Source organism: Spirobacillus cienkowskii (assembly GCF_037081835.1).
Lineage (GTDB): Bacteria > Bdellovibrionota_B > Oligoflexia > Silvanigrellales > Silvanigrellaceae > Silvanigrella > Silvanigrella cienkowskii.
Map to the genome: position 1 here is coordinate 2,631,461 of NZ_CP146516.1, position 16,040 is coordinate 2,647,500.

The 16,040-nt window shown below is 32.6% G+C and carries 15 protein-coding genes and 1 tRNA gene (1 of these 16 cut by a window edge); 3 read left to right on the plus strand and 13 right to left on the minus strand.

Features of this window, described 5'->3' with window-relative positions; all coding sequences use genetic code 11:
• Positions 1–4: 4 nt before the first annotated feature.
• Genes Spiro2_RS11835 through Spiro2_RS11845 form a run of 3 tightly spaced genes read left to right on the plus strand, consistent with a single transcriptional unit; the run spans position 5 to position 4,453 of the window.
• Entirely contained in the window at positions 5–3,085 is a 3,081-nt protein-coding gene (locus Spiro2_RS11835; RefSeq protein ID WP_338636043.1) for a type III pantothenate kinase, read from the plus strand.
• On the plus strand, positions 3,075–4,226 hold the full coding sequence (locus Spiro2_RS11840; protein ID WP_338636045.1) for a PLP-dependent aspartate aminotransferase family protein: 1,152 nt from the start codon (positions 3,075–3,077) through the stop codon (positions 4,224–4,226). Before Spiro2_RS11835 ends, Spiro2_RS11840 begins: the two co-directional genes overlap by 11 nt.
• 53 nt (positions 4,227–4,279) lie before the next feature.
• Positions 4,280–4,453: a hypothetical protein gene (locus tag Spiro2_RS11845; RefSeq protein ID WP_338636046.1), complete on the plus strand. Its 174-nt coding sequence runs from the start codon at positions 4,280–4,282 to the stop codon at positions 4,451–4,453.
• Between the two features lie 12 nt (positions 4,454–4,465).
• Here the strand turns inward: Spiro2_RS11845 and Spiro2_RS11850 are convergent, their stop codons facing one another.
• From Spiro2_RS11850 to rplT, 13 genes are all read right to left on the minus strand, one after another.
• Positions 4,466–6,091 (minus strand): NADH-quinone oxidoreductase subunit N, encoded by a 1,626-nt coding sequence (locus Spiro2_RS11850; RefSeq protein ID WP_338636047.1) that lies wholly within the window; start codon positions 6,089–6,091, stop codon positions 4,466–4,468.
• Positions 6,088–7,686, minus strand: coding sequence for an NADH-quinone oxidoreductase subunit M (locus Spiro2_RS11855; RefSeq protein ID WP_338636049.1), 1,599 nt, complete (start codon positions 7,684–7,686; stop codon positions 6,088–6,090). Before Spiro2_RS11855 ends, Spiro2_RS11850 begins: the two co-directional genes overlap by 4 nt.
• A 17-nt stretch (positions 7,687–7,703) precedes the next feature.
• Positions 7,704–9,659 carry an NADH-quinone oxidoreductase subunit L gene (nuoL, locus tag Spiro2_RS11860; protein ID WP_338636050.1) on the minus strand — a complete coding sequence of 652 codons (1,956 nt, stop codon included), beginning with the start codon at positions 9,657–9,659 and terminating at the stop codon, positions 7,704–7,706.
• A 2-nt stretch (positions 9,660–9,661) separates the two neighbouring features.
• Positions 9,662–9,967, minus strand: a complete 306-nt coding sequence (gene nuoK / locus Spiro2_RS11865) for an NADH-quinone oxidoreductase subunit NuoK (RefSeq protein WP_338636052.1) — start codon at positions 9,965–9,967, stop codon at positions 9,662–9,664.
• The gene (locus Spiro2_RS11870; RefSeq protein ID WP_338636054.1) at positions 9,951–10,505 is read right to left on the minus strand and encodes an NADH-quinone oxidoreductase subunit J; all 555 of its coding nucleotides are present in this window, start codon (positions 10,503–10,505) and stop codon (positions 9,951–9,953) included. The genes nuoK and Spiro2_RS11870 overlap by 17 nt, the downstream gene beginning before the upstream one ends.
• An 18-nt stretch (positions 10,506–10,523) precedes the next feature.
• Positions 10,524–11,633: a complex I subunit 1/NuoH family protein gene (locus Spiro2_RS11875; protein WP_338636055.1), complete on the minus strand. Its 1,110-nt coding sequence runs from the start codon at positions 11,631–11,633 to the stop codon at positions 10,524–10,526.
• Positions 11,634–11,646: 13 nt separating this feature from the next.
• Positions 11,647–12,027 (minus strand): NADH-quinone oxidoreductase subunit A, encoded by a 381-nt coding sequence (locus Spiro2_RS11880; protein ID WP_338636056.1) that lies wholly within the window; start codon positions 12,025–12,027, stop codon positions 11,647–11,649.
• Positions 12,028–12,088: 61 nt separating this feature from the next.
• Positions 12,089–13,171: a formimidoylglutamase gene (locus Spiro2_RS11885; RefSeq protein ID WP_338636057.1), complete on the minus strand. Its 1,083-nt coding sequence runs from the start codon at positions 13,169–13,171 to the stop codon at positions 12,089–12,091.
• Positions 13,172–13,382: 211 nt separating this feature from the next.
• The gene (locus Spiro2_RS11890; RefSeq protein WP_338636058.1) at positions 13,383–14,219 is read right to left on the minus strand and encodes an SDR family oxidoreductase; all 837 of its coding nucleotides are present in this window, start codon (positions 14,217–14,219) and stop codon (positions 13,383–13,385) included.
• Complete coding sequence (locus Spiro2_RS11895; RefSeq protein WP_338636059.1) at positions 14,220–14,735, minus strand: hypothetical protein; 516 nt, start codon at positions 14,733–14,735, stop codon at positions 14,220–14,222.
• A gap of 391 nt (positions 14,736–15,126) precedes the next feature.
• Complete coding sequence (gene rplS / locus Spiro2_RS11900; protein WP_338636060.1) at positions 15,127–15,534, minus strand: 50S ribosomal protein L19; 408 nt, start codon at positions 15,532–15,534, stop codon at positions 15,127–15,129.
• Positions 15,535–15,602: 68 nt separating this feature from the next.
• Positions 15,603–15,680: transfer RNA gene (locus Spiro2_RS11905), tRNA-Pro, on the minus strand.
• Between the two features lie 22 nt (positions 15,681–15,702).
• Positions 15,703–16,040 carry the 3' portion of a 50S ribosomal protein L20 gene (gene rplT, locus Spiro2_RS11910; protein ID WP_338636062.1) on the minus strand. 22 nt of this gene lie beyond the right edge of the window, so the window shows 338 of its 360 coding nt (coding positions 23–360); its start codon lies off the right edge, out of view; the stop codon is at positions 15,703–15,705.

A 16,040-nucleotide genomic window follows, 5' to 3' on the forward strand; every position in this document is an offset into this window, starting at 1 on the left:
TAAAATGGACAAGAATGACTTTTTTACAATTTATACAGAAACAACCACTTCTACAATGGACTTTGCCAAAGATTTTGTTCATAAAAATAAGATTCAAAATCAAATCATTGCCTTTATGAGCAAAAATCAAACGCATGGTAGAGGTCGAGGTGGCACAACCTGGCATACAAATTCCGAAAATTCCAATTTAAAAAATATCAATAATGCATCAAAAGAAATTTATTACAATAATTTATTATCTGCTATTGAGAACGAAACTGACTTTACTCCTACAACATTTTTCTTTCCCAAAAACAGAATTAAAATACCTTTAAATTGGATTACGTCTTTAATTGGATGCTCTATTTTAGATGCATTAAAAACAACCGAACGGTTTATTCAAACTATTATTCCAGAGTTATCTATAAATAACAAAAAAGAAATTTATATCAAATGGCCAAATGATATTATATTTTTAAAAAGCGATGAAAAATCTAATACAAAATCATACAAAAAAATTTGTGGTATATTAACAGAAACATCTAGTAGTCAAAAAGAAATTGGTGATTTTTATATTGGCATAGGGCTCAATTTTTTTTCGCACCCAAATTTAGAAAAATCGAGTTCATTTTGGGAAAGCTTATTTTTTTCAGAGCAAAATAAATCCGTTAAAAAAGAAATCAATAAAAGCTTAAAATCTCCTGAATTTAGAAAAGCTGTACTCAATAAGTTTTGTAGCTCTTTAATGCAAGAAATTATAGATTACCTCTGTACTCCAAGAGCTATAGATCAAATAAAAACAATTGTCATTGCAAGATCATTGCCAATCGGAACACTATTATCTGTTGATAAAGGGTCAAAAATTGGAGTATTTTTAGGTTTAGATGACAATTCTCAATTATTACTAGAAAATCATGCTCCTATAATCTCTGGAGATGTAGAATACAAAGAAATTCCATTAAATATTAATACTAGAACAAAAATCAAAACAACAAACTATGAAACACCTACAATAGCTATCGATTTTGGAAATACAAATGCTCATTTTTCATTTAATGATTTTCAAAATTTATCATATAATATTAATATTCCATATGATATTCTTCTCAATGATTACAAAAATGGGTTAAGAAAAGCCTTAAATTCTTTTTCAACAAAATTTGTTCAAGAAAAAAATAAAAAAATTGATCTACTTTATTCAACTGTAATAAAGTCAGATAAAACTCAAACTTGCCTTAGTAACATAAAAAAATACTTTCAATTCTTATTTCCTGAAATTTCTTTTAATGAAATTCAAGTGACAGAAAAAGATATTTTTGAATGTATTGACCTTAAAGGCAACCTTGTCGCCAAAAATCTTGGTTCTGATAGAGCTTTAAAGTTTTTGTTTGCTTATGAAACTGCTAAAGAAAAAAAAGAAAATATTATTACATTTTCTTTTGGTACTGCTGTCACCTGTGAAGGAGTTTCATCAGACCTCTCTGTATTAGAAAATTTCATATTTCCCGGAATTCAAATGGCATTTAATGCTATTAATTATTATACTGATTTAGTCCCTTTATTTCAAGCTAATCATGAATTATTTTCACCAAAAGACAAACTTTGGGATCAAGAAGTTTATGTACAAAGAGGAATTTTTCTATCTACCGCCGCTTGCGTTATTACAACTTTGCAAATGCATTCTCCTTGTAAATGTTATTTTAGCGGAGGGAATGCAGAAGCTGTATTAAAAGTAATAAATGAGATTTTTCCAAATCATAATTTAAACATTGAAATTTCATTAAATGTTGAAAATGAAATGCTAATTAAATATAAAAAACATTTCTTAAAAAATAAACAATTTGTAAATCAAACATCAAATATTATTCCATTTCAAAAAAAAAATCTTTCCTCTGATATAGCTCTACAACCTGATAAAATTTCTGATGTTCTTAAAACAATGCTAAAAGCAAGAGTCACAAAACTTGAAGACAGAACAACTGAGCCACGCCTTGAAGACTTCAGAAAAATTGGCTCATTAATTGAAAATATTATTAATAATGATCGCATTGATTTGTACATGGCTAATAAATTTCATTTTCATAACAGAGATACGTGGAGAACAAGAATTTTAAATGGAGAAGTTTTAATTGAACATGGAGCTCATAATAAAAACAAAAAAAATCCTGTATTAAATAAAATCAAGCCTACATATAAAATTAAAAACTTTGATCAAATTTGGTTGTTTCATCCTCCAGAATACGAACCAGATTTAATTGATAAAATTGATGTCATTTTTGATGATGGTGATGTTTGTGTCTTTGCAAAACCACCAAATATGGTTATCCATGCGGCTGGGATATATGGTAAAAACACGTTTGTAAATATAGTAAAAAAAATGGGTTATGCAGAGTGTTCTGCTGTTCATAGAATAGACAGAGAAACTAGCGGAATTTTAACCTGTGCTCGCAAACCAGACACGCGCAGCTTAATTTCACAAGCATTTAGAGAAGGCAATATCAAGAAAATGTATATTGCTGTAACTAAAGGAACACGAAAACTTCCACAATATTTTAAGGTCAAATTACCTATAGGACAACCAGAAAATTCATTAATTAGATTAAAACTTTGGGTACATGGACAGTTTCCTCAGCACGCAGAAACATGTTTTTACAAAATAGCATCATTTAACGATTTTAATATGTTTGCCTGTTTTCCACAAACAGGAAGAACAAATCAAATTAGAATTCATTTGGCAGCAATCGGACAATGGATTGTTGGTGATAAAATGTATCATAAAAATGAAGAGGTTTTTATAAAGTTTTATGAAGAAGGCTATTCCAATTGGGTTCACGAACAAACCTTATTTCCAAGACATATGTTACATAATACAGCAATAATGGCTCAAAATATAAATTTAGAAAACCTAACTAAAAAACCCGTCATCTGCGAACTATACTCTGACATGATGGAATCAGAAATTGTTCAAAATTTACTTTCAAGTTCTAAAATTCCTAAAACTTCAATTGAACAACAACAATATTTTGAAAATATTTTTTTAAATACACTTAAGTTAGATTTTACTCGTTTTCCAGAAATCCAAGAGGAAATAGACAATGAAACATAAATCCAAAAACTTTGAAACGATCTGTGTTCATGCTGGCAATAAACCAGAAGAACTAACAGGTGCTATTATGACGCCTATTTTTCAAACATCAACATATGTCCAAGATAGCCCAGGAAACCCAAAACTTTACGATTATGCCAGAGCCGGAAATCCGACACGCACAGCTCTAGAAACAGCGTTAGCAGAGCTAGAAAATTGCAAATATGCATTTTCTTTTTCGTCAGGATTGGCTGCTGTAGGAGCTGTAGCACAGCTATTATCTCCAGGAGATCACGTTCTTGTTTGTGATGATGTTTATGGAGGGACAGGGAGACTTTTTAGAAAAATATTTTCTAAATACAAAATTGATTTCGAATTTATAGACATGACAAATAATAAATTTGATTCTTTTTTTAAAAAGAATACACGGATGGTTTGGCTTGAAAGCCCTACTAATCCACTTCTTAAATTAATTGATATAGAAAAAATTTCTACTATAGCAAAGCAATTTAATGCGATAACAGTTGTTGATAACACTTTCGCATCACCTATTTTTCAAAATCCTATTGATTTAGGAGCCGACATTGTTTTGCATAGCACAACCAAATACATAGGCGGTCATAGCGATATCATTGGAGGTTGCGTCATGCTTAATAATAATGAAATAGCTGAACAACTCAAGTTCTTACAGTTTGCAGCAGGCAGTGTAAATGGACCAATGGATGCATTTTTAATACTGAGAAGCATTAAAACTTTATCTCTAAGAATGATAAAACATTATGAAAATGCACAATTTATTGCTCATGAAATGGAAAAGTTAAAAATTTTTTCAGAAGTTATCTATCCAGGTTTAAAATCTCACCCACAATATTCTCTTGCAAAAAAACAAATGAAAGGTTTTTCGGGTATAATTACTGCAAGAATTGATGGAGATTTTGAGAAAGTAAAAAAATTTCTTTCAAAATTAAAATATTTTTCTCTTGCTGAAAGTTTGGGGGGGGTTGAATCTTTAGTCAACCATCCAGAAACTATGACTCATGCCAGTGTTCCACCAGATCATAGAAAAAAACTTGGTATTACATCAAATCTTATTCGATTTTCTGTTGGTATCGAAAATTCAGAAGATCTCATTGAAGATATTAAAAGAGCGGCAAATTTTTGACTCCAATTTGAACATTAGTTTCAATATACCGAAAAAAATTCGGGAGGTAAATTATGAAACCCGATATAAATAAAAAGAAAATGCGAGCATCTGATGAACTTGAAGTCATTAAGCTCATCTTAGACGAAGATAAAGATTTAAAAAAACGTGTCATGAGATTTATTCAGAAAAGTTTAGGTAAAACAACTTCAGTCACGGCTAAAAGTAAAAAAGGTGGAACGCCTTAGTTGCACCTTTTTTTAATCTATAATATTGCCATTTTCAGCAAAACTATTGCTAACTTCTTTTGAAACATTAATTAATCTTAAATTCTTTTCTTGCGCTTGAGTGTAACTCATATTCATTGCCCATAATGGCCCTAAAATTCCAATTAATAAAGCACCACCTGCTGCAACAAGCGACATTACCATCATACCCGAATTCGTTTCTTGCGATTGTTGATTTTGAATCGAATAACGCGTGCCTGGTTTAAACCACATTTCAGCAATAATGGAGAGATAAAAGTATAAAGATAAGCAGCTAAAAATAATTAAAATAATTATAAGCCCAATAAATCCTTCATTCATTGCAGCAAAAATCATGAAAAATTTACCAAAAAATCCTGCCACAGGAGGAATACCAGCAAATCCAAATAAAAATATACTTAAAGTGACTGCTGCAACTGGTTTTTTAAAACCTATTCCAGCAATTTCTTCTTTTAATAAATCTTCTCTATTAGAATCTTCTAACCAAGCTACAACAGTAAAGGCGCCCATACTTAATACCGCATATATCACTGCGTAAGAAACTAAAGATTGTTTTGCTTGCAAACTAGAAGGATTTGCAGCAAGTGATGCAAACGCTAAGCAAAAGTAACCAGCATTTGCAATTGAAGAATACGCTAAAATTCTTTTAATGCTATTATGAACTAAACCAAACATAGAGCCTATAGCAATGGAAAGAGCCCCAAATACCCAAAAAATAATTATGAGACCAGTTCTATCTGTGGTTGTTCCTTCTTGACTCAACAATCTTAACAAAACAATTGCAATACTAAATTTCACTAAAGAAGCCATATAACCCGTTAAGTGTGAGTTTGCTCCTTGATAAACATCTGGAGCCCAAGAATGAAAAGGAGCGATGGCAAGTTTAAAAGCAAGACCACAAAATATAAATAGGATGCCGATTAAACCAAAAGGTTTAGAAAAAGAAAGATGAAGCAAACTGAAATCTGCAAAACGCAAAGAACCAATATTTGCATACACTAATGCAGCACCCATTAATAATAATGCGGCTGCTGCAGCGCCAAGAATAAAGTATTTGATTGCAGCTTCCATACCCTGAAGCGATCTACGTTGATAGCCAACTAAAACATAAAGTGAAATACTTGTTAGTTCGAGACCTACAAAAAAACTCAAAAACTCACCTGCAGAGCACATTACCATCAAGCCAGAAGATGAAAATAAAATTAATGTTAATAACTCTGATCGTAAAAGTTGTTTTCCAAATTGAGTCATTGAACATGCAAGAAGCGTAAATAACGTACCAAATGCAATCACTATAAAAGAAAGTCGTGAAATATCGTCAATTAAAACACCACTTCCTAAAAAAGCAGTAGGAAATTGAGCTTGATTTAAAATCGCAGAACCTGCAGCAATAAAACATGCCGCAATGGCAACATACCAAGCAGGATAACTTGGTTTATCTGGAGCGGTTTTAAACACTCCAAGTAACATAGTAACAAGCCCTGCAAAAAGCATAACCATAACTGGCATATTTAAAATATAAAAAGATGAAGCAGGTAAAATATCATCCCACAAACGAGTTTGGATAGCATTTTTAACGGCTTCTTGGAGTTGAGATATCATCAATTCATTCGACATCATTTAACTCCTTCCGTATTCTTTTTTAATTTTGTATTTAAAGGCATGAGAGTAGAATCCTTAAGATTAGCAAGCTCAGAAGCATAATATGTTTGGCTAATCACACTTCGTTCAATTTTTAATAATGTTGGCTTAGAATGCTCTAATATTGCAGAAGACGCAAATCCTAAAACAAATATCAAAATACTTAAAATACTTAACTGAGCTACTTCAAGGCGACTTAAGCCGCTTAATTGTTTGTTTTCTGCTTTATCTAGTGGTCCAAATAAAATTTTATAAGTTACCCACAAAATATAAACAGCTCCAAAAATAACTCCCAACGTTGCAACTGTGCCAATAATTGGGCTTGCTTGGAACGCTCCAATTAAAATCAGCCATTCTCCAATAAAGCTTCCTGTACTTGGTAAAGCAACAGATCCCATTGCAACAATTACAAAGAAAAAAGCAAACCACGGAAGCACTTTTGCAAGTCCACCAAAATCATCTAAATCAAAACTATTTCGCCTTTGATATAGAAAATTAAATAAAATAAATAAAGCTCCCGCAGTCACTGCATGGTTAATCATTTGGTATAAAGCACCTTGTAAACCAATAGTATTGAGTGAAAAAATACCGAGAACTATAAAGCCAAGATGACTTAAAGAAGAAAATGCCATAATTCTTCTAATATTTTTTTGTTGCCACGCAATTAGGGCTCCATAGATAATACCAATAACTGCAACAATCATAATTGGAGTCGAAAATTTTAATGCCGCAGTAGGAAACAAACAAATTCCAAAACGAATTAAGCCATAAGTTGCAAGCTTTAAAATAACACCGGACAACAATGTATAAGTCGCTGGAGCTTGTTCGTATGTATCTGGTAACCATGAATGAAATGGAAAAATAGGCGCTTTAATTCCAAACGCTAAAAGGACACATAAAAATAATGAAGTTTGCTCAGTAGGTGATAAATTTGCAGCTGTTTTATACAAGTCTAGTAAATTTGAAGAATATATTCCAGAATTTAATTGCCCATGAATATAATACAAATAAATTAACGCAACCAACATAAATAAACTACCAAATACTCCATAAATAAATAGTTTGATAGTTGCATAAACACGATCTTTTCCGCCCCAAATTCCTAACATAAAATACACAGGAATTAAACTTAATTCCCAAAACACATAAAATAACACCACATCCAAAGATACAAAAACACCAATTATAGCAGACTGCAATAAAAGAAACAAAGCGAAAAATCCTTTTATTCCAGTATTAATTGTTGAATAAGCTGTCATCACAACAATAACAGAAAATATTGTTGTGAGTAATACGAGTATTAAGCTTAGTCCATCAACACCTACTATATAATTAATTCCAGTACTCTTAGGCAACCAACCTAAAAATTGAGCAAACTGAAAATTAGAAGAATGTGGTACAAAATACTTAACAAGATGTAACGAAAATACAAGTTCAACTATTGTTCCAATTAAAGCAATATTTTTATGCACTCGACAATCACGCGTAGTCGGAATCAAAAGGATAATCAATGCAACTAAAACTGGAAATATTATAAGCAGCGATAAAATCCACTGCGAAACGCCATCGATCATTGTGTCCTCTCAGTTGCTCAAATAAATAGGATTAATCCAAAAATTATAATGCTGATGAAAATAGACTTAAGGTAATTCCTTGCCAATCCTGTTTGGGTGTCACTCACAACGCTTGTGCCCGTATAAAGAGTTTCTGGAATACCATTTACAACATTTTCAATTACTTTTTTATCAAAAAAACTATATAATATTTGACCAATTTTTGCGAGTGGTTTAATAAAAACTAACATATAAAGTTCATCAACTCTCCATTTATCACGAACTAAACGATAAATAGGTCCAAATGCATTTGCAAATTTTTCACCGCCCTGAGGGCCATTGCGATAAAGGAGTATAGCAAATGAAGCGCCAACAAACACAATCAATATAGAAGCGCCCATGAGACTAAACTCCATAGAGTGACTTAAATGAGCAAAGTTAAAGTTGCTTGCTGTTAAAATTGTTTGCGCTTGTCCAAGCACAGGAGACAAAAATGTTGTAATAAAATCAGGCTTACCAGTTAAAACTTCAGGAATTGCTATTGCTCCACCAAAAATAGAAAGCACAGCTAATATCATTAAAGGAATAGTTATAACATAATTTGTTTCATGAATATGCTCAGGATGCTGCGCTCTGCATTCTCCAAAAAAAACAAGCCAAGTTAGTCTCAACATATAAAAAGCAGTAAATCCTGCGGTAATCCAACCAATTAACCATAAAATAGGACTGCCAAAAGGCCCAGACCACGCGGCAGCAAGAATTGCATCTTTTGAAAAAAATCCGGAAAACCCTGGAAATCCAATTATTGCAAGGGTTGCTATCATAAATGTTGCAGAAGTAATAGGCATTTTTTTAAATAATCCGCCCATTTTTCTAATATCTTGTTCATGATGCATTGCATGAATCACACTACCTGCGCCCAAAAATAAACAGGCTTTAAAAAAGGCATGAGTTACCACATGCGCAACGCCATATTGAAACGCTCCAACTCCACATGCTAAAACCATGTAACCAAGCTGACTACACGTTGAGTAAGCCAAAACTTTTTTAATATCAGTTTGCGCAAAACCTATTGTTGCAGAAAAAATTGCGGTCGCAGCACCCACTATCGCTATTGTTGCCATAACGCTTGGACTCAATACAAGAAGGTAACTGACTCTATTCATCAAATAAATACCCGACGTCACCATTGTCGCGGCATGAATAAGCGCAGATACAGGTGTTGGACCTGCCATTGCGTCAGGCAGCCATGTATAAAGAGGAATCTGAGCAGATTTACCAGCTACTCCAAGTAATAAACACAAACCAATGAGGGTAATTTCTACAGAATTATTAGTAACAAAGTCTTGTGGTAAAGAGGCTATAGCAACAGCAAGTTCACTGTAATTAATTGTATTAAACAGCATATAACAAAGAAACATTGCAATTAAAAAACCTGCATCACCAACTCGATTAGCAATAAAAGCTTTAATTGCAGCCATTGAATTTTCTTTATCTTCGTACCAATAACCAATTAACAAATAAGAACAGACTCCAACTCCTTCCCAGCCTAAAAATGTGACCAACATATTTGAGCCTAAAACAAGAAGAAGCATTGAAACGATAAATAGATTTAAATAAACAAAAAATCTGTAAGAGCCTTTTTCATGACGCATGTACTCACCAGAGTACAAATGAATGAGAGAACCTACCCCTGTTATCACAAGTAAGAATATTCCTGACAATCTATCAACTGTGAGTCCAAATGGAATATTAAATTCTTTTCCATTAACAAGAGGAACAGATATCCAATCAAATAAATTAACAGTAATTGTATTTCCTAAAATAATAGAATCAAAAAATAATTTTAAAGAAAATATAAATGGAAAAACGACCACACCAGTGGCAATAGTGCAAATCAAACCAATACTCGCATTTCGAAGGAGAAATGCATTAATTAATGCCCCTAATAAAGGAATAAGTACAATTAAGGTAACCAATGTTTGTTCTTGCATTTTTATCCTCTAAGCATTCTGAGATCATCAATTTCTAAAGTTGATTTTTCTCTGTAAAGCGAAACAATAAGAGCAAGTCCTACCCCTGCTTCACATGCAGCAACAGCCATTACAAAAAACATAATAACTTGTCCATCAATGGTATTCGTCATACTGCTTGCACTGATAAAAGCAAGATTCGCTGCATTTAACATAACTTCTACGCTAAGCATCATAAAAATAATATTTTTTCTTAGCATAACGCCTAACATGCCTACAATAAATAATAATAATGCAAAATAAATCCCTAATTCAGGAAGACTTGGCATCATTCACCTTCGCTTTCTTTGCTATAACTATTGCACCAATAATTGCTACAAGAATCAAAAAACTAATAAGCTCAAAAGCCCATAAATAATCTGTAAACATTAGTGCAGAAACATTTTTTACATTTTCATTCATAGAGTCTGGATAATAGGGAGGACGAGAATTAATCAACGTTTGCGAATTTAATGCTGATAATAAGTAACCTTGACCAACTTTTGTTCCTAAAAATAATGCAATTAAAAAACCTAATACAATATATATAAGCTCAAATATTGTAATTCTGCCATATCTCAATTCCTCGGGAGGCAAATTTAAAAGCATGATTACAAATACAAAAACCACCATAATGGCGCCTGCATAAACAATAATTTGAGCGACGGCAGAAAAATGCGCTCCCAGCATTCCAAACATTCCTGCAATTAACATCATAACTATAATTAGTATCATCGATGCCGTAACAGGCCATTTGCGGCTAATCATCATGATCGATAAAAATACAGTCATGATTCCCATGATTAAAAAAGAAATTTGAGTCATCATAATCTATTCTTCCTTTTTCTAATGAAACTTGACAATTGCTGTTACAATTGCAGAAATAATAAGATTTATGAGCGCAATCGGCAATAAATATACCCAACCCAATTTCATCAATTGATCATAACGAAAGCGAGGTATTGTAAAGCGAACCTGAATAAATATCCACATTAATAGAATTACTTTAGCAAGAAGAACAACTATTCCCAATGGTAATAGGAACCATCTTGTTAATACTTCTCCAAACTGAGGAGTTAGCACTTCCAATAGATATGATTGTGTAATCCATGGTAATTCATAACCACCAAAAAACAAAGACACAGTAAGAACGCACATTACAAACATCATTGAATATTCGCCCAAGAAAAAAAGCGACCAACGCATTGCGCCATATTCTGTTAAAAATCCTGCCACCAACTCACCCTCGCTTTCTGCAAGGTCAAAAGGAAGTCGATTTGTTTCAGCAAAAATAGTTACAATAAAAATAATAAATGAAATTGGAGCATGTATAATTCCCCAATTTGGAATAAATCCCCAAAGAACATCTGCTTGTTTCGTTATCATTATTTGTAGATCTAGTGTTCCCCAAATAAAAACTAAAGGAATAATACTTAGTCCCATTGCAACTTCATAACTAATCATTTGCGCCGAAGCGCGAAGACCACCTAATAAAGAATACTTATTATTTGATGACCAGCCTGCAAGTGTAACCCCATAAACAGCTAATGAAGATAAAGCAAATATTAATAAAAATCCTGAATTTAAACTAACAGCTTGTAATGAAATTATTTGATCATTAAATAAAACAAAACTACCCCAAGGAATAGCCACTGTCACAGCTAATCCTGTAACCACTGGAATTACAGGAGCCATTACATAAAATGCTTTGTGAACATAAGGAGGAACAAAATCTTCTTTAAAAAGAAGCTTAATCGCATCAGCAATAGGTTGCCCTAAACCAAAAATTCTAAATTTAAATATACCGACTCGATTAGGTCCAATACGTCTTTGAATAATTGCGCATTGTCGTCTTTCAGCCCAACTCATAATAGGAGCAATTTGAGCTCCAACCGCAATTCCAAGAAGCATTAATAGTATTGTACTAATAATTTGTACTAAATTAAAATCCATCATTTGACTTCACCTCTTAATCCCAACGAAGTGCGCCACGCCTGAGTACATAAATGTAACCAACAGTTAGTGTTGCAATAAATATTCCGACCTCAACAATTCCAAACCACCCTAAATAGTCAAATGCAGTTGACCAAAGATACATAAAGATTGTTTCAATATCAAAAAGAATAAATAATATTGCTGTCAAATAAAACTTAATCGAAAACCTTTGTTCTGCTGAGCTTGTAATTGGCAGACCACACTCATAAACTTCAAGTTTACGAGTATTTGGCTTTTTAGGGCCAAGCAATAAAGACATACCGCTAACACCAAGGCCAAGTACTAACCCAAAAATCAAAATGAGCAATAAAGGCAAATAAGGGTGCATACCTATATAACTAACGGATTGCTCCATATCCAAGTTCCTCCTCAACGAGTTCAACTAACTCATATTGATGAATGCGACAAGTGAACGGTTATCTTAATGCATTGGAGTACTCTTCCTTAAGAATAACCATTCTATAAACGAGTGACGCACATAATCGAGATGTCATCTCAAAAGTATCCCTTGCTGGACACAGTTCTGCAATATCCATAACACGACATGCTCTAAATTTTGCTAAAAAGGAAAATGATGGAGCCAAATCCCTGAATTGCGCTCCAAAAGGAGTAGAAGCGCTTGTTCCAGGAGCAATTGATTGGTCAAATACGTCTAAACATAAAGAAAAATGCAAACTTCCATTATATCTATCAAATCCAAGGTTTGCACATGTATCAATATGATCACGAATATGTTCTAGGGGAGCTTGGCCTTTTTCCCCATTAAAAACTTTCCAAACATTTGAAAGTGCCGTGTATTCTATTATTTTTATATTATGCTGTAATGCAAATTCATATAAAGAATAAGGGTTTCGCTCTCTTTGTATTCCAATTTCCAATAACGCATTTCCATTTATAATATTATTTTTAAAATCTTGAATTATTCGATGAAAAGCTGTTCCACTATTAATTTGATTGTCAATTACTGGTCTTAAATCAAGATGCGCATCAAAATTTATTATTGGGATTACTTGTCCTTTTTTAGCATTTACATGGCCTTTATAACTTCCATAACTAAAATCATGACCACCACCAATTACAAATATTAATTTTGGATTAAGTTTTAAAAAAAATTCAACTACTTTTGCCAAATTTTCGTGGGTTTCTTCTATTGAATCTGACAAAATAATATCACCAACATCTACAAAATTTTGGGATATTTTATTTTTATTTTGATTCCTAAAAGAATTCTTATCAAATATAAAATTGTCATATAAATTATAAAAACAGCTCCTAAATAAACTTGGTCCTTTGTCAGCACCTGGATGTCCTAGATTAGCTTTCACACCTCTGTCATCAGGCACGCCAATTATTACATATTTATTTTCAATAAAATTATTTTTTTTTAGCAGATTTTTTAAATTAACAGACGTTTTAATTAATTCTTCTCCAATTGTTTCATTTTTTATTATTTTAATATTATTAATTGGTTTCAAAAAATTAAAAATACTATTAGCCATATTTTTACCCTAAATAAACTCGTTTACAATTTTAATATAAATAAAATAATTAAATACATACTTAAAATTAACATATTTTATTTATAAACACAAACTCAATTTATAGTAATTTTTTAAATTATTTAAAATACTGGGCAAATTATTTTTTAAAGTTTTATATTAGAATTAATTATTCATTTTATAAGTTTTTTATTTAGAGCTCAAATTTATTTTATTTTCTTTTTTTTAGAGTTTCCCAATCTTCATTTTTTAATGACTTTAAAAAATTAAATTCTCCCGCTCCTTGTAACCATTCTCCACCATCAATTGTCACCACTTCACCATTTATAAATCCAGCATAATCAGAAACCAAAAAGGATGCCAAATTTGCTAATTCAATATGTTCTCCATGTCTGCCAAGAGGATTTTTGGTCTCTAAAACTTTTCCTAAATCTTCACTTGGAACTAATCTTTCCCATGCCCCCTTTGTAGGAAATGAACCAGGAGCTATTGCGTTCATTCGTATACCTCTGTTTCCCCATTCAACCGCTAAACTTCTTGTCATAGCTAGAACACCTGCCTTAGCCATAGCAGAAGGCACAACATAGGCAGATCCAGTCCAAGAATAGGTTGTCACAATATTGAGAACACTTGCCTTTGTACCAAATTTTAACCATCTCTTACCGCAGTCTAAAGTCATGTTTGCGGTTCCATGCAGAACAATATTTAAAACAATATCAACAGCTCTATAAGAGAGATCTTCGGTACGTGAAATAAAATTACCTGCAGCATTATTAACTAAGACATTAATGGGTTCATCCTGCCAAATTTCGTCCAACATTTTTTCAATAGATTGAGCATCTCGTACATCACAAACTTTATAAGTCACCATTCCATTAAATTTTGCATTAAGCTCATCGCAGGTATCTTTCAGTACTTGTTCTCTTCTTCCACATATTACAACTTTTGCTCCTAATGTTAAAAATCGTTCTGACATACTTTTACCAAGACCAGTTCCACCACCAGTAACAAGAACCTTCTTTTCTTTTAACAAGTCAGAAACAAACATTTAATTTTTCCCTCCTTTTTTATCATTTAAAACATTTTTCTCAGCTTTGCTTAATATAAATAGCGGTTGTATTAAGTATCTCTTCGTTTCTTTGCAATATTGAATCGTTAAATCATATTTTGAGAATATTACCCTTGCACGTTGAACTATTTTTTCTAAACATATCCTAAAACTTTCTTTTCGAAGCAAAGATGCTTCTTCATATTGCTCATAAAATTTACTTAACATCTCGTCGCGCTTTAATCCACTTGGATGCTCAGACAACAAACGCATGAGCCTGCCAGGCTCTCTAAGCAGCTCGCCAGGAGCTACAAAATCAACATATGTTATACACAACTTAATCCATTTATGCGTTGCACTCATTGAATAAGTCACTTCATTTAATGCAAGCTCCAATGGTCCTTGTAGTCTAGAAAAATATTCACTTTTTCTTGTAGATCTTCTATTCTTACCTGCTCTAACCTTTGTGCTTCGAGTACTTAAATCTATTTTATTGCTTATAAAAATATCAGCCATATCGTGGTTCTCCCATTCAAAATTGATCTCAAAGATTAGAATTTGAATCTTTGACATATTGCTATATGCAAGAACTATGCCAATATTATTAATGAATAATTTTCAATAATTTTAGTATATTAAGATATTATTGAAAATCAAAAAACTACCAAAAGCCGAAAAGCAGTCAATTTCTAAAAAAAGGTGCCTGAAAATCGTTCAATCAAACTAATTTATTTCTTTATTTTCAATTAGTTAAAAAATTTCGTAGTGACCGATTTTCAGGCACCACGAAATTAAAGTAACAAAATCTTAAATTATTCGTAAACTTTTAAATAAAAAACCCAAAGGGACATCTGATTTTTATTAGATGTCCCTTTGGGTTTTACGGATTCGTTACTTGAGCTTGCTTTTAAGCTTGCTCATAGCTTTTTAGCTCTTCTGCCGAAACAAAACGACTAGAAATACGAGCAGCCTTACCGCGAAGCTTCTTAATGTAGTAAATTCTTGAACGACGCACTTTACCACGTACCTTAACATCAACATGATCAATTAAAGGTGAGTGTACATAAAAGTTGCGCTCAACCCCAATACCACCAGAAGACATTTTACGAACTAAAAATGTTGAATTTGTTGTTCCCTTACGAAAACGAATAACAGTACCTTCAAAAGATTGTAAACGATACTTTGGAGTTCCATCTTTTTCTGTACCTTCTTGAATTTTTACCCAAACGCAAACGGTGTCCCCAGCTTTAAAGATAGGAAGCTGTTTTTGGCGCAAGTGCATTGATTCAAAAGACTTTAAAATAGGATGTTTCATATTTATACCACCTATACAGAGAATTGCCTAAAGTCGGTTTCTCAAAAATTATATGTTAACAATAAAAATGGTCGGAGCGACAGGACTTGAACCTGCGACCTCTTGCACCCCAAGCAAGTGCGCTAGCCAGGCTGCGCTACGCTCCGAGTCAAGTACCAATATTTTTACTTATTTTGATAAAGCAGCCATTGATTTCTTAACAAGAGCTTCAAATACCGCGCCATCCTGAATTGCAATTTCAGACAATTGTTTACGATCTAAAACAATATTTGCCTTCTTTAAACCATTCATGAATTTGCTGTAAGGCATACCATGCGCACGAGCTGCAGCATTAATACGCTGAATCCACAATGCACGAAAATCGCGTTTTTTAACTTTACGGTCGCGATAAGCGTAACATAAAGCACGACGAACAATTTGAATAGCCGTTCTATATAGCTTACTGCGGGTTCCACGGTAGCCTTTTGCTAATTTCAATACTTTTTTATGACGACGACGAAGTTTAA